This window comes from Rhizobium sp. YAF28 (assembly GCF_052113285.1).
Classification (GTDB): domain Bacteria; phylum Pseudomonadota; class Alphaproteobacteria; order Rhizobiales; family Rhizobiaceae; genus Rhizobium.
In genome coordinates this window covers 535,441-549,809 of record NZ_JBFRCX010000002.1, presented here as the reverse complement: position 1 = coordinate 549,809, position 14,369 = coordinate 535,441, and the positions used below count along the sequence as shown (strand labels likewise).

11 protein-coding genes are annotated in these 14,369 nt (G+C 61.3%); 2 read left to right on the top strand and 9 right to left on the bottom strand.

The window, feature by feature from the left end:
• Positions 1–76: 76 nt before the first annotated feature.
• The 5 genes from AB4Z13_RS07030 to bcsN are packed head-to-tail and all read right to left on the bottom strand — an operon-like array spanning position 77 to position 9,299.
• Positions 77–2,512 carry a cellulose synthase gene (locus tag AB4Z13_RS07030; RefSeq protein WP_439014573.1) on the bottom strand — a complete coding sequence of 812 codons (2,436 nt, stop codon included), beginning with the start codon at positions 2,510–2,512 and terminating at the stop codon, positions 77–79.
• Positions 2,509–3,555: a glycosyl hydrolase family 8 gene (locus AB4Z13_RS07025; protein WP_439014572.1), complete on the bottom strand. Its 1,047-nt coding sequence runs from the start codon at positions 3,553–3,555 to the stop codon at positions 2,509–2,511. Before AB4Z13_RS07025 ends, AB4Z13_RS07030 begins: the two co-directional genes overlap by 4 nt.
• The gene (locus AB4Z13_RS07020; RefSeq protein WP_439014571.1) at positions 3,552–6,065 is read right to left on the bottom strand and encodes a cellulose biosynthesis cyclic di-GMP-binding regulatory protein BcsB; all 2,514 of its coding nucleotides are present in this window, start codon (positions 6,063–6,065) and stop codon (positions 3,552–3,554) included. Before AB4Z13_RS07020 ends, AB4Z13_RS07025 begins: the two co-directional genes overlap by 4 nt.
• On the bottom strand, positions 6,062–8,260 hold the full coding sequence (bcsA, locus tag AB4Z13_RS07015; RefSeq protein ID WP_439014570.1) for a UDP-forming cellulose synthase catalytic subunit: 2,199 nt from the start codon (positions 8,258–8,260) through the stop codon (positions 6,062–6,064). The genes AB4Z13_RS07020 and bcsA overlap by 4 nt, the downstream gene beginning before the upstream one ends.
• 55 nt (positions 8,261–8,315) lie before the next feature.
• Positions 8,316–9,299 (bottom strand): cellulose biosynthesis protein BcsN, encoded by a 984-nt coding sequence (gene bcsN / locus AB4Z13_RS07010; RefSeq protein ID WP_439014569.1) that lies wholly within the window; start codon positions 9,297–9,299, stop codon positions 8,316–8,318.
• 335 nt (positions 9,300–9,634) lie between these two features.
• Here bcsN and AB4Z13_RS07005 point away from each other — a divergent pair, with 335 nt between their 5' ends.
• Positions 9,635–9,955 (top strand): DUF1236 domain-containing protein, encoded by a 321-nt coding sequence (locus AB4Z13_RS07005; protein WP_439014568.1) that lies wholly within the window; start codon positions 9,635–9,637, stop codon positions 9,953–9,955.
• A 34-nt stretch (positions 9,956–9,989) separates the two neighbouring features.
• On the opposite strand, the gene AB4Z13_RS07000 is transcribed toward AB4Z13_RS07005, so the two are convergent.
• A complete protein-coding gene (locus AB4Z13_RS07000; protein ID WP_439014567.1) occupies positions 9,990–11,627 on the bottom strand; it encodes a response regulator in 1,638 nt (545 codons plus the stop codon).
• Between the two features lie 190 nt (positions 11,628–11,817).
• Here AB4Z13_RS07000 and AB4Z13_RS06995 point away from each other — a divergent pair, with 190 nt between their 5' ends.
• Entirely contained in the window at positions 11,818–12,159 is a 342-nt protein-coding gene (locus tag AB4Z13_RS06995; RefSeq protein WP_310382910.1) for a response regulator, read from the top strand.
• Positions 12,160–12,257: 98 nt separating this feature from the next.
• Here AB4Z13_RS06995 and AB4Z13_RS06990 read toward each other — a convergent pair whose 3' ends face one another.
• The 3 genes from AB4Z13_RS06990 to AB4Z13_RS06980 form a co-directional block, all read right to left on the bottom strand.
• Positions 12,258–12,800, bottom strand: a complete 543-nt coding sequence (locus tag AB4Z13_RS06990; protein ID WP_113324265.1) for a MerR family transcriptional regulator — start codon at positions 12,798–12,800, stop codon at positions 12,258–12,260.
• A 150-nt stretch (positions 12,801–12,950) separates the two neighbouring features.
• Positions 12,951–13,289, bottom strand: a complete 339-nt coding sequence (locus AB4Z13_RS06985; RefSeq protein ID WP_007819963.1) for an integration host factor subunit alpha — start codon at positions 13,287–13,289, stop codon at positions 12,951–12,953.
• A gap of 106 nt (positions 13,290–13,395) precedes the next feature.
• The gene (locus AB4Z13_RS06980) at positions 13,396–14,367 is read right to left on the bottom strand and encodes a beta-ketoacyl-ACP synthase III (protein ID WP_439014566.1); all 972 of its coding nucleotides are present in this window, start codon (positions 14,365–14,367) and stop codon (positions 13,396–13,398) included.
• Positions 14,368–14,369: the final 2 nt, after the last annotated feature.

Here is a 14,369-nt window from a genome sequence, read left to right as displayed (position 1 = left end):
GCGGTTTTACGATAACGACATGCGTCAAACAAAGACCTAAAGCGTGGCGCGCGAATCTGAAAGATCGCGACGCGCTTTAGTCGTTGACCTCCGGATGGGTGATGCTCCTCACATCCGCAAGGCCGCGTGTGGCATCGCGATTGCCAGTGGCAGCCGCAGCCTCGAAAACGCGCGTGGCGTCACCATACATCTTCAGATTCATGTAGCTGTAGCCACGCAGTACCATGAGATCGACGCGCTCCTGCTGCAACTGGGCGCGCTGGTCGAGAAAAATGAGCGCTTCGCGATAGCGTCCGCCTTCGAAGGCGGCAAGCGCGCGATCGGCAAGGATCGCCACCTGCAGTTCGGAGGCGCGGTCGCGGTTCTGCGGCGCCTTGGTGGCCGCGACTGCGGCACTGTTGGAAAGGCCGGCGCGCAGATAGGCAAGGCTCTGGCCGTAGGCGGCATCCTCACGCTCCTTGCGCACAGGACTTGCAAGCGCCGCCTCGAAAGCCTTCACCGCCTCCATAGGCCTGTTGATGTCCATCAGGCACCAGCCGCGTGTCAGCGCATCGCCGGGATTGAGGCGGGTGGGATCGATGGTTGTGGAGCATCCGCGAAGCTGGCGCGGACCACGTTCGACCGCAACCGTCTGCATGACCCTGGCGGGCCTTGCCGGCGCAACGGGCTGGGCCTGCACTTGGGACTGCTGGGATTGGAATTGCGCGGGGGGCCGAGGCTCTGGCTGGAAGGCTGCACTGCGTTCGGTCGGCGCAGACTGGACTTGCGGTGCTGTGGGCTGAATTGGAGGCTGCGGCTCTATCGCAGAACCGGGGGCCGGCAATGGAGCGTTGGCTCGCGAGCCGGCAGACGTATCGTTCAACGTGGCAATGCGGGGCGAACGACCGGCCCAGAGACGCTGGATCTCGGCAACTCCGGCACGATCGTTCAACTGCTGCCGGGTAACGGCAAGGCCATAGGCTGAGGGTTCGTCATCCGGCTTCCAGCGCAGTCCCGTCTCGAACCAGCGAGCGGCCGTCTGGAACTGGTTCAACGAACGGGCATACCAGCCGAACTGTTGAGCCGTCGGCACGTATTTCTGCTCGATGATCGTGGCGGCGATGCGACCGAGCACGTCCTCGCTCAGATCGGCCGGCGGCTGCAGGGCCATCAGATTGGCGGTCGCGGCAAGATAGGTGGCGGTCGCATCCTTGGAATCGTCACGCCATTTATACATGACGTCCTCCGCTTCCTGCGGCGACTTGCGGGCAATCAGCGCCAACGCCAGGCCCTGCGAGGCAACAGCGGAATCCTGCTTCTCATGGGCGATGCGGAACCATTTTTCGGCATCCGCCTCGTTGTTGCGGCGAAGCTGATACCAGCCAAGCAGCAACGCGTCCGAGGGTAGCCCCTGCTCTTTGGCAAGCCTCTCGACGCGAGAGATATAATCGGGAGCGACTTCGAGCTTTGCATCGTCGTTGCCATCGGCAACAAAGCGGCGGGCAAGATCATCGCGCAGGCTGTCAAATTCTCTGACACCATTGGCATCTGCAGGTTTTTCGAGAGAAAGCAGCGCCTGCATCGAACCATATGGCAGAAGAGCGGCAGCCTTCTGGATCGTCGCCACGCGTTCGGCCGGCTCGGTGCAATTCTTCAGGATGTAGGTGTAGGCATCCTGCCCGCGCTGCTGCCTGTTCGTCTCAACGAATGCTTCGGCGACGCGCCAGAGCACATCGATCTCAGCACAGGTCAGCAGGCTCGGCGTTTCGGCCGCGATATCGATGACCGTCGCATATTGCTTGAGATCGGAGGCATTGATGAGCCGGGTTCGGGATTCGGCGACATCGAGACGGTCGAGCAGGTCGGCCGGCGGCTGCCAGCTTTCGGCGGCCTGGCGATCGGCGATCGCCTTGCGCAGCTCGGCATAACGACCCTCGGAATAAAGCCGCCACATGTTTTCGAGTTGCCGGTCGCCGTTCTGTGGAATGGCGAGCGGATCGGCGGGCGGCACCCAATTCGGATAGAGCGCCTGAAGGCGGGAAATTTCCGCCTGAAGGCGAAGCTTGTCGCCGCGGCTGGCGAAATAACGAAGGGCACTTACGTCAACGACCGGCTGCTGGCCTGCTGCCGTGCCTGCTGGCGGCGGATTGGCCGGCGTGGTGGCGGCACCGGCGGGAGTCGCTGATGGTGTGGTCTGCGGGACGACCGGAACCGGAGCCGGCTGCTGGGGCTGATTTGTCTGCGCCTGATTTGTCTGGGCTTGGCTTGTCTGGATCAGATCCGTCTGCGCCGGGCTCTGGGGCTGATCGCCGGAATTATCCTGTGTCGCGGCCTGGATTCGTTCCGCCACGGTCTGCACGTCGATCGGCTGATTGGAAGGAGTATCCGGCCCCTTTATGCGCCCCATCATCATGAGTTCGGGGGTCCTGCCACCAAAGCCGAAACGTTCCTGCAATGCTTCACGGTCCTTCAGCCCGGCGATGAGAGTCGCCACCAGGACTGCTGCCGTTATCGCCACAACAGAAGATTTCACAGACACTCTGGATGCTTCTCCCCGACATAGGCCAGCCCCAGAAGCTGAAGCGTTGATGGATAATAATAGGCGGGCGCAAATTGCAGCGCTTCGGCAGGTAGTTTGGTTCCGTCTAATACACAGGCCACAACGTGGTTAACAATTTCATAACCAGGGTCGGAAAGCTCGGTCTTCGGCTGCCCGGTAGTAAGATCGATGGTGGCGGGCACACCGTTTGCGGTCATGCCTTCTTTGAGACGCGTCAGCAACGCCCTGTCGGTCACGCCGCCTCGCGCCAGATAGAGCGGGATACGGATCGCATTGTAGCCGAATTCAATGTCAAAACCTTCTGCCGGCTGCGGCTGGCGCTTCAGGCTCACCCATTCGGCGGGCAGCTTGCGCGGACCGAACTGCATGGCCTTGAGCAGTGAGAGACCATCATCCGCGAGTTTCTGCCACTGATTGGACGGTGCAAGTGCTGCCATGACGGGAAGCGCTTCATAGACCCAGTAGGATGGGTTGATGACGGGGCCATCGTCGCGATCCGCGCCGGAGAAGCCTTCCGCACCGGGCATCAGCAGGGTGCGGCCGGCAAAATCGGCTACGGTTTCCGACAGCGTCGACTGCGCTATGCGGGTGGCCGCGGTGATATAGTCGGCTCGGTTCCAGGCGGAGCCCGCCAGCGCAAGGGCATAGGCGATCAATATGTCGCCGTCGGAAGCATTGTTGGTGTCGGTCACATGCGGCGTGGCTGACGGATCCCATTTCCAGACGGCAAGGCCGTCATTGCGCAGCAGCAGTTCGGTGCGGGTGAAATACCAGATCTGCTCGAAATCGGCCGGGCTTGCGGCGAGATAAGCGAGCAGCAGGCCATAGCCCTGCCCTTCGCTATGGCTGATATTGCCGTTGCCGTTATCGACGATGCGGCCGCTCGGATCGAGGAACTTCGCCTTATAGGCAGCCCATGCCTCGCTGCTGATCCGCGGCTGCTGGGCAGAGGCCGGCTCACCGGCGAGCGCCAGCATCATCGTGCCTGCGAGCAATGTGGCGATCCAGGTCTTCATTTCGACCTGCCGAGCCTTGAGAGCATTCTGGAAGTGGCCAGACCGATCAGCAGCGACAACACGACCAAAAGGAAAGAATAGGAGAGAATATTCGTCGACAGCCAGTTGGCGGCGATCAGGCGATAGTTGGCGATCGACAAGCCGTCAGTGGGCACGAAATCGAAGCGCGTGACCGGAATGCTCTCGATCTCGCCAGTGCGGCTGGAATAAGTGGTGATATGGCCTGCGATTTGCGGCCAGTTCATCTGGGTAGTGAGCGCATTCAGCCCCTCGCGCAGGTCTTTGGCCGAGGGCGACGTCACGACGGTCCAGGCACCGCCGCCATCCGGGCTCTTGCCTTGCGCGATCATCAAGGTCGCAGCATTCGACGGCGTGAATACCTGTTCGGCATTTGGGACGAACTGCAGCGAGCTGGCAGTGATGTCGAAGTTGCGGCGCAGCCATTCGCGGAACGCCTCTATGCGGCCCTGTAGTGCGCCGCCGGTGATGCGCGAGCGCCATTGCTCCAGCGCCTCGCGATTATCGATTTCCGTCGGCTGTGAATCCGTCACCGGCCGCCAGGAAGCCTGGCTGGCGGTTGCGACATTGACCTGGGCGAGCGCTGTTGCCGGCATCTGCGAAATCGAGCCGATGAAAATGGCGTTGCGGTCACCGACCACGCCCGGAGAGGCGACGGGTTCGATTGCGATCGGGTGACCGGCCATGATGGCGAGCTGACCAAGCAGGGTCGCCGCGGCCGATAGCGTGCCGGCATCGGTACGGTCGATGAACAGCGGCGTCGGATCGGGATTGCGCCCATAAGGGTAGGATGTGCCGGCCATGGCCGCGAGGTTCGGACGCTGCCCGACGCGGGCGAAATCCGGCATATGAAATTCGGACGTGTCAAACAGTGCAAAGCGCGGCGCCTGCGAGGCCGTCGCACCGGGGACGCAGGCCGCATCGTCCTCAGTCATCAGAACTGCCTCGATGGCGATCGAATTCAGGCCAGGCTTGAAGTGCCGCATGGTCACGCGGATCGGAAGCTGGCGGAAAATACCGCCGTTGGTCGTGGCGATCGGCACGGTGGAGGCGATGTTGCCGTTTACATAGACGTCGATATGGCTGCCGGGGAGCACTTTGCTGGAATAGGCGGCATCGAGCAGGATTTTCGCCTCGCCATAGGCATTGGCATAGAAATCGGCCGGCACGGCGACATTGAAGCCGGTGCGGAAGCGGCGGCCGGAGAAGTCGACGGTGCGTATGCCGAGCTGCGAAAGCGGGATGCGCGTATCGGCAAAGAGAAGCGGCGCGTCGGGCGCCGTCCAGCGCTGCGTGGTCAGCACGTCGCGGCGTATTTCGGGGGCCCGGTCGGTCGGAGACACGATGGTATCGATCGCTGTCGAAACCGCCTGCCAGGATGGACCGCTGATCAGCAGGATGGGCGAACCACTGCGCGGATCAGTGACAAAGGCGGCAAGTGGGGCGCTTTCAGCGCCCTGGGGAAGGCTGGGGAAGATCGGCCGCAGCTCGGCCGTGGTACCAACGAGCACGCCCATCTTGCCGGGACCAGCTGCAGGAAGCGTGCCGGTACTGAAGGCAAAGACCTGGTTCGGCATGCCGCTCAGGAGCGACAGGCCCTGCGCCAGACGCAGGAGCGGCTTGGTGGTACCGGGCTGTTCCATTGCCGGAACGACCAGATCGAATTGCGTCTTGCCGGTGCCATCGACGCCGATAGCGCGGATTGCATCCGTGCCGGAAAGCTGGCCGGCATCGCTGCCGGCAAAGCTCAGATAGGTGCCGGCCGGATCAATGTTCGACCAGAGTTCATAGGTGGAGTCGATGCTGCAATCCGTGCGGTGACGCTGATTGGCTTCGAAGGTGATGAGGTTGGCGCCGGGTTGCAGCAGGCCCTGAGGAACCTCGAAGCTGACCGCCGATGGGCTGTCGGGTGAACCGACCTGCTGCTGGCCGATGGCACGATTGTTGATGAACACGGTCAGCTGCGACACTTCGGGAGCGACGACGATGGCGTTCTGATAGGTGAACGTGAACAGCGCTTTCGCCGCCGCCTGCTCCGTTGTCAGATAGATCGACCATGACCTGCGGTCGTATTCACCACTGAGGGCGAGTTCGGAGAAGGGCACGATATAGCGCCTGAAATCACCGGATTGCGGAGCAGACGCGACAGCACGGACGGCAGGCGGCGTGGCCGGCTGCGGCTGGGCCTGCGCCGGGGCGGAAGGCGTTGCCGACGCCGGTGCGGGTGCCGCGGGGATGGCGCTGATCGGCGGCGCGGCCGGCGCGGGCGCCTGCGTCTGCGCCGGTGCGGGAGGCGGCACCGGCTGCGGGGCAACCGTCTGCGGCACGACGGGAACAGGAGCCGGCGCGGGCTGGGTGGGCAGTCTCAGGCGCGGAGCGACTGGCGGCGCACCTGCCGGACGCTCGCCAGACATGTCGAAAGGGCTGATCTGCGCATAAGCGAGAACCGACGTGCCGACCAGAAAAAGGGAAGCGGCGAAGAGCTTTCTCATCCGGCGTTCACCTTTGCCGCCTGCTGCTGTCGATGCGCTTCGCGCTCCGGCCGCATGCTGCGGAAGAAATACACCAGGCCACGGCTCGTCTGGTAGAGCGAGAGGCCGAGGAACCAGACGGTGCCCCTGATGAGGCCGGGATTACGGCGGCGAGAAGCCTGGAACTGCGTCCACTGATCGGAATTGGCGAAGATCAGGTCGGCGATCAGGCGGTGATCCAGCGCGCTCTTCGGCTGATACTGGCAGCCGACATTGGTGATATCGCCCGAGGGTTCGATGTTGCGGACGATGAGCGGCAAGGTTTCGAGATCGGCGCCGCTATAGGGACGGAAGCGGATTTCGCCGAGGGCGCCGACCTGCACTGCATCGAAATGCTTGCTGAAGATGTGCAGGCGCGCGCCGTGGACGGAGACATCCTCGATGGAGGCCGTGTACCACTGGTCGCCGACGCCGAATTCGCAGCGCCGGTTGACGCGCACGCGACGGGAGGACGCCCTCTCCCCGCGCTCGGAGACGACGCCGAGCGCGCAGCCGGCAAGGATGAGGTTGATGATGTTCCAGCCGCCAACGACGAGGGTGACATCCGCCTTATAGGGTTCGGCGTAGATCTTGTAGATGGTGATCGCCACAGCGATGATCTGCACCGCGAAGATGACGAAGAAGGGCCTGCTGATTTCCGACAGGCGGCTGACGGCAATGGATTCGTCCTTCGCTGTGACCTTGAAGGTCGGCTTGCGCGGATTGAGCATGACCGAGACGACAGCCGGCAACAGGTGCACCGTCTGCACATATTCATAGAGTTCGGAAATCCATGGCCAGCGGAACGATCCGTAGAGATAGTTCTGCATCATCAGGTTCACGATCATGTAGGCGAGCGTATAGGCTAGGAACTCGCCGCCGGAAGCCGTGAAGATTTCCAGATCGAAGAAGAGATAGAAGAGCGGCGCGAAGAGGAAGATCGTGCGCGGGAACGGGAACAGCCAGAACAGCGACGAGGACATATAGCAGAAGCGCTGCGGCAGGGTGAGGCCGCGCTTGAGCAGCGGAAAGCGAAAGCGCAGGATCTGCATCATGCCCTGCGCCCAGCGGCTGCGCTGGCCGATGAAGCTTGCGAAGGTGGCCGGCTGCAGCCCGGCGATCAGCGGCTTGTCGAGATAGATGCTGTTCCAGCCCGCACCGTGAAGGGCAAGCGCGGTCTCGCAATCCTCGGTGATGCTGACACCGCTGAAACCGTTGGTGGATTGCAGCGCGCGGCGGCTCAGCACCGCTGCCGAACCGCAGAAGAAGGCGGCGTTCCACTTGTCGAGGCCGCGCTGGATGATGCCGTAGAACATTTCGTTCTCGCTCGGCATCTTTTCGAAGGTGCGCAGGTTGCGCTCCAGCGGGTCAGGATTGATGAAGAAGTGCGGCGTCTGGACGAGGAAGAGCTTCGGGTCATCGTCGAAATAACCGACGGTCTCCAGAAGGAAATCGCGCGCCGGCGCATGGTCGGCGTCGAAAACGGCAATCAGCTCGCCGCTCGAATGCTGCATGCCGTTATTGAGGTTGCCGGCCTTGGCGTGCTCGTTGCGGTCGCGCGTCAGGTAATTGACATCGAGATCGATGCAGAGCTGCTTGAGCTCGGCGTGGCGGGCTGCGGCGGCCTGCGCTTCGATCAGCTTGCCGGAATTGCGCTTCTGCAACGTGCCGCCATCGTCCAGCAGCCACACATGCAGCTTGTCGGCCGGATAATCCATCGCCTTGGCGGCGGCGAGCGTATTGGCAAGCAGGCCGGCATCTTCGTTGTAGGACGGCACGAAGACATCGACATGGGGAAAGCGCTCGAGCTTGCCGGCGCGCGAGGGGCGCGGCGGCAGCGGGGTCGCGACAATGAAGAGCGACAGCGCCAGCATCATCACGCTATACATTTCAGCAAGATAGAGCAGCAGCCCGGGAATGAAGTTTGCGAGCTGGTTGACCGGCGGCAGCGTATTGGTCGTGCGCCAATAGACATAGCGCAGGACGATGGCCGTACCGAAGGCGAGCGCCACGAGACGCCATGTGCCCTCACCCTTCAGCACCTTGATGAGCGCCATGACCGTGACGACGGTGATGCTGGCGATGAGTTGGGTCTGCAGATTGACGGGCAGCGTGATCAGGGCGATCACACAAAGCGACACCAAGGCCCATATGACAACACTGCCAGCTTTACGCATGAACGTTCCTTCGAAATGGCTCAACCGCTGCGCGTCGGCGCATTGGGCATATTTGCTATTTCCGGCAGGCGGCTGTCATGGCCGCATCGCCTATGCAATCAGGCGAAGGCACGGTCACACCGATCGGCCTTGCCGTTTGTTGGATCGGCGCCGGCGCCTCTACCGGCGGCTCTATCGCATTCGTCTGCGTGTCGTCATTCGGCAACGGCACGCGAGGGCCGACAGGCGGCTGCAGGACCGGCGCGACGGGTGTCGGCTGCACCTGCACGCGGCGTACGGATACGGTCCGCGACTGGCGGACCGCGGCCGGAGCGGGCTCGTAACCGATCGGCATCGTGGTCGGACGATAGCCGCCTTCATCGGGATAGATTGGCGCGCCGGTCTGGCCGAGCGCCGGATTGGCCGGTGGCGGAGCGCCATAGGGATTCCAGATATCGCCGTCGAAAGTGCCGGTGACGGTGTAGCCGTAGACTATACCGAGAAGCTGGCGCTCGGTAGCGCGGGCATCGCAAAGGCGCAGGCGGATCTGGATCATGCCGAAGTTGCGCGCCTGCGTGTGCGCGGACCGGCTGGAGCGGATCTGCTGCCAGGCATAAATGCAGGTATCGCCAGCGCGGCTGCTGCCCGAGGCATAACCGAAGGGACCGTAGCTGTTCTGCAGGAAGGTCGCTGATGTCGCCATTGGAACGCCGGGAACCGAGCGCGCCAGCTCGCGGGCGATATCCCCTTCCCGGATCATCCTGTAGGAGGCGCTGCCGGCCCCGGAATTGGTGCCTGACCCGCCAAGGAATTGAGCTTTCAGGAAATTCTGGCCCTGAACAGATGAGGACGTGAAGAGCGATATCGTCTGCTCCACACCGTTTCCGCGCTTTTGTTCTACGACGCTGACGATCGACGGACCACCGGGGGGCGGCAGCACAAGCGCCTTTTCCGGCTCTACTGTCTCAGGCCCGGCAGGCTGACGCACTCCACCCGTCGACGTGCAGCCGGCTATCATGGCAGCAACGGCCACCACCGATATCGTCTTAGGAAAATGCATGTCCTGGCCGTTGCTATCGTATTTTTAATCTCTGTCTGAAGGGACAAAGCGCGACGAATTTCCGAATCAACAACCCCTATGTCGTTCATTAGGAATAAACGATGCTTATGGTTAACAAATGGTCAACATCTCGACCACAGTTGTACCGGGTAAAGTTGGCAGACGCTCCACCTTTGCGGGCACAGCCACACGAGAGGAAATGAACGCCGTCTGGCAAAGGATGGTCCGGAGGCTCTCAACCTTGCCGGGTTCTGCACTTCTCGCTGCTTCGCCGGCGGAACCATGAAACATGGCTGGCGTTTTCCCAATGGCTGGGTACGAAAAGGAGAATATCCATGCGCAAGACCATGCTGGCCGCGGCCGCCCTCATGCTGACCGTAAGCTCCACCGCCTTCGCGCAGAGCAGCGTCATCATAACCGATCCGGCGCCCACCGGTTCGACCGTCGTGCTCCCGGGGGAAGTACGCACCTATGTGATGGAACAGAGCGTCCCCTCCGTCGTCTATGACGGCGACATCGCCGTCGGCACGACGCTTCCCAACACAGTGGAAATCCATACCGTTCCCAACGTGGACGGCTATGGTTATACCGTCATCAACGAGCGCCGCGTGATCGTCGAGCCGCAGACACACCGCGTCATTCAGGTTCTGGAATAGGCTTGCGGCACGGCAATGAGGCTCTTCCCGGGCCTCACGCCTGTTCCGCAGGAGGCTTGCTGTTCAGCACTTCGCGGACCTTGTGGGCGAGCTGTTCCAGGCTGAAGGGCTTGGCAAGCAGTGAGACGCCGTGGTCCAGCACACCATTGTGAACAATGGCATTGCGGGTGTAGCCGGTCGTGTAGAGTATCCGGATTTCCGGCCACTTCTCCATGACGGCATCGGCAAGCTGGCGGCCGTTCATCTGCGGCATGACGATATCGGTGAAGATGAGATCAACGCGTTCGTTCTGCAGAACGTCCAGCGCCTCGGGACCGCCTGCGGCTTGCAGCACGCTATAGCCGAGTTCCCGCAGGCTTTCGGCTGTCATTTCCCGCACACTCTCGTCATCCTCCACCACGAGAATGGTATCCTCGATGCTCCCCTGCGGGATCGGTGTCATCGACGGCACCGAAAAACGTACGTCGCCCGAACCGACATGGCGCGGGAGATAGATCTTTACCGTCGTGCCACGATCGATCTCGGAATAGATCTTGATGTGTCCCCTGCTCTGCTTGACGTAGCCATAGACCTGGCTGAGGCCGAGGCCCGTGCCCTTGCCGGGACCTTTCGTGGTATAGAAAGGATCGAAGGCGCGTTCCAGAACCTCGGGCGACATGCCGATGCCGGTATCGGTGATACTGATCATCACGTATTGGCCGGCCTCCACCTCCTGGTGCATGCGCGCATAACGGTCGTCCAGTTCCGTATTGGCCGTCTCGATGGTCAGATGCCCGCCATCGGGCATGGCATCGCGCGCATTGACCGAGAGGTTGAGGATGGCATTTTCAAGCTGGCTCAAATCGGCGAAGGTCGGCCAGAGGCCACCGGCCAGAACAGCTTCGATCCTGATCTGCTCACCCAGCATCCGGCGCAGCAGGTCCGACATGCCGCCGACCAGCTTGTTTGCATCTATGATTTCCGGCGCCAGCGGCTGCTGACGTGAAAAGGCGAGCAGGCGCGCGGTCAGCACCGCCGCGCGCTGCGCCCCGTCCCTTGCACTCTGGATCGAGTTCAGGAGGCGTGGATCCTCCTTACCGTTCAGCCGCCTCTGGGCAAGATCGAGGCTACCGACGATGATCGCCAGCATGTTGTTGAAGTCGTGAGCGACGCCGCCGGTCAGCTGGCCGATGGTTTCCATCTTCTGCAACTGGCGTACCTGCGCCTGGGCGGCGGCATGTTCCGCCATCTCTCGTTTCAGTTCGCCGGTGCGTTGCGCAACCGTCTCTTCCAGTTTCCTGTTAAAATCGTTGAGTTCTCTACGCAGGCGCGCCTGCCGGCCGTGCGAGACGACGATCGCCTGCATCAGTCCGACGATGATGAATGCATTGACGACGAAGGTCGACAGGCCGATCCACTGGCCGAAGGTAACGGGCCAAAAGATATCGTGCGGCTCGACGAAGAACTGCTGGACGACGAAACCTGACAGAATGGCGGCGACCGCCCCTGGCCCGGCACCGCCGATGAAGCTTGCGATCAAGACGGCGGGCAAGAAGCTCAGAAAGGGAAAGCCGGAGAGATAATCGCCGGCAGCAACGCGCAGCAGGAAGGTGAATGCAACGGCGGCGACAGCGAGCGGATAGGTCAAACCCGGCCTATGACGCAGCCAGTCCGTGGCGCTCAACAAATCCATTTCCCAGCCTCATCCCTTCCGTTGCGAAAACGGCTCTCCAGCTTTTGCATATCGAATCCGGCCGGGCAATATGTCGTTTCTCGCACTACGGCGATCCAGCCTTGACGAGCAGCCGGCTCGGGACAGATAAGCCCTGATACCCAGCAAAGGGCCTGGCATGGTCTACGCAAGGGTAGAGGGTGAAAAAACCATGAAAGACATATTCATCGTCGAAGACGATGCGCTGATCGCCATGCTCCTTGAGGAGATGCTCGAGGATCTCGGCTACCGCGTCAGTGCGAACGTTCCGGATCTGGAGCAGGCGCTCGATGCAGCCCAGAACAAGGAATTCGACGCGGCTATCCTCGATGTATCATTGGCCGGAAAGAGTTCGCTGCCGGTCGCAAAGCTGCTCGAGGCGCTCGGCAAGCCCTATGTCTTTGCAACGGGATATGGCAGCGCGCCCGAAGGCAGCAATTCAAGCCAGCCTATCCTGCGAAAACCGTTCCAGCTCGCCGATCTCGAAAAAGCGCTCAAGGGCATGCAGGCCTAAAGCGAATCGCGATCTTTCAGGTTCGCTGCCGCGCTTTAGGTTCTTGTCTCACACAAATCGCTATCGCAAAATCGCCGCGCACTTTTGCGCGATGTGTTTTAGCGCACCTGATCGAGCAAGCGCTTGCATTCCAGGAGATCGTAAAGCGCTTCCTGGAGAAGCGCACGATCCTCCTTGCCGACACTCGACTTGCCGACCGAAATTTCCGGCTGATCATCCTCGCCGCTGACGAAATTGAAGAAGCGGCGCGTGATCGGCGGCTTGGCGCGGCCGACGATCTGGTCCTCTTCCGCCATGGCGACGCGCGGTTCGCCTGCGACGGTATCGTTCAAGTTGCCCGAGAGCGCTTCGACGCTTGCAAGATCGCCGTGACCGACCGCGACGACAAACTTGTTGCCGTTGGTCTTCAGGAGCTTCTGCACGCCCTTGATCGTATAACCGTGATCATAGAGCAGATGGCGGATGCCTTTCAAAAGATCGACATCCTCCGGCCGGTAATAACGCCGGCCACCGCCACGCTTCATCGGCTTTATCTGCGGAAAGCGGGTTTCCCAAAAGCGCAGCACATGCTGCGGCAGGTCGAGATCATCAGCAACTTCGCTGATGGTGCGAAAGGCATCCGGGCTCTTGTCCAACGTCATACTGCTACGCGACCTCGCGGATCGATCCAAACGGCGACTCATCATATTTCAACGGTTTGGAGCCGCGAATTCAAGTCACGTCTTCGCGTTGCGCACAGCCAGAGGAGCTACGCGGCAAAAAACTTTTCCGTTCAGCGGAGAAAAAGATGATCAGGCAGCCGGATTTTGCGGCTTGGTTTTGCCCTTGCGGGCAACATGGGATTTGAGAATGCGCGTCTTGAGCACATTCGAGGCCTTGAAGGTCATGACGCGGCGGGGAGAAATCGGAACTTCCTCGCCGGTCTTCGGGTTGCGGCCGATACGCTCGTTCTTGTCGCGCACCTGGAAGGTTGCAAAGGAGGAAAGTTTGACGGTTTCGCCGCGCACGATGGCGTTGCAGATTTCGTCGATCACCGTTTCAACCAGCTCAGCAGATTCCGTCCGGGAGAGACCGACCTTCCGAAAAACGGATTCCGCCAGGTCTGCTCGCGTCACTGTCTTTCCGGTCATGGTTTCCCCGCCCAATAGAAAATATTTTGTGAAAGTGGACGAAGATTATTTGTCTTGTGCCTCACGGTCAAGCTCTTGTTCGCCGCCAGTTTTTTAGGATTTGCGCCTACCAGCGCAGCAAAACCGCACCCCAGGTGAAGCCGCCGCCCATGGCTTCCAGCATCACGAGGTCGCCCTTCTTGATGCGTCCGTCGCCGGCAGCCGTCGCAAGTGCCAGCGGAATGGAGGCAGCAGACGTATTACCGTGCAGATCGACGGTAATGACAACCTTTTCCGGGGCAATGTTCAGCTTCTTGGCCGAACCGTCGATGATGCGGCGATTGGCCTGGTGGGGGACCAGCCAGTCGAGATCATCTGAAGTCGTTCCGGTCGAATCGAAAGCGGCCTGGATGACGTCGGTAATCATGCCCACGGCATATTTGAAGACCTCGCGGCCTTCCATGCGCAGCTTGCCGACCGTACCCGTCGAGGACGGACCGCCGTCGACATAGAGTTTTTCTTTGTGCGAGCCGTCGGAGCGCAGATGTGCGGTCAGCACGCCGCGGTCTGCCGTCGTCCCCTCGCCTTCGGCTGCTTCCAGCACGATCGCGCCGGCGCCGTCGCCGAAAAGCACGCAAGTGGTGCGGTCATTCCAGTCGAGGATGCGGGAGAAGGTCTCAGCGCCGATGACGAGCACGCGCTTGGCAAGACCGCCACGGATATAGGAGTCAGCCGTCGTTACCGCATAGACGAAACCCGTGCAGACGGCCTGAACGTCGAAGGCGAAGCCATGCGCCATACCAAGACGATTCTGGATGTTGACAGATGTCGCCGGGAAGGTGTTGTCGGGCGTCGAGGTGGCACAGATGATCATATCGATATCATCAGGCGTCAGCCCGCCATTTGCGAGCGCGGCACGCGCTGCAGCCTCGCCGAGCGACGCCGTCGTTTCGTCATCGCCGGCAATGTAACGCTGCCGGATGCCGGTACGCTGGACGATCCATTCGTCCGACGTATCGACGACACCTTCCATTTCGCGGTTGGTCATCACGCGTTTCGGAAGTGCAGCTCCGAAGCCACGAACCACTGATCGGATCATAT

Excerpts from the sequence above, each read along its gene's own strand:
- AB4Z13_RS07025 (WP_439014572.1), bottom strand. The coding sequence starts at position 3,555 with ATGAAGACCTGGATCGCCACATTGCTCGCAGGCACGATGATGCTGGCG.
- AB4Z13_RS07020 (WP_439014571.1), bottom strand. The coding sequence starts at position 6,065 with ATGAGAAAGCTCTTCGCCGCTTCCCTTTTTCTGGTCGGCACGTCGGTT.
- bcsA (WP_439014570.1), bottom strand. The coding sequence starts at position 8,260 with ATGCGTAAAGCTGGCAGTGTTGTCATATGGGCCTTGGTGTCGCTTTGT.
- bcsN (WP_439014569.1), bottom strand. The coding sequence starts at position 9,299 with ATGCATTTTCCTAAGACGATATCGGTGGTGGCCGTTGCTGCCATGATA.
- AB4Z13_RS07005 (WP_439014568.1), top strand. The coding sequence starts at position 9,635 with ATGCGCAAGACCATGCTGGCCGCGGCCGCCCTCATGCTGACCGTAAGC.
- AB4Z13_RS07000 (WP_439014567.1), bottom strand. The coding sequence starts at position 11,627 with ATGGATTTGTTGAGCGCCACGGACTGGCTGCGTCATAGGCCGGGTTTG.
- AB4Z13_RS06995 (WP_310382910.1), top strand. The coding sequence starts at position 11,818 with ATGAAAGACATATTCATCGTCGAAGACGATGCGCTGATCGCCATGCTC.
- AB4Z13_RS06990 (WP_113324265.1), bottom strand. The coding sequence starts at position 12,800 with ATGACGTTGGACAAGAGCCCGGATGCCTTTCGCACCATCAGCGAAGTT.
- AB4Z13_RS06985 (WP_007819963.1), bottom strand. The coding sequence starts at position 13,289 with ATGACCGGAAAGACAGTGACGCGAGCAGACCTGGCGGAATCCGTTTTT.
- AB4Z13_RS06980 (WP_439014566.1), bottom strand. The coding sequence starts at position 14,367 with ATGATCCGATCAGTGGTTCGTGGCTTCGGAGCTGCACTTCCGAAACGC.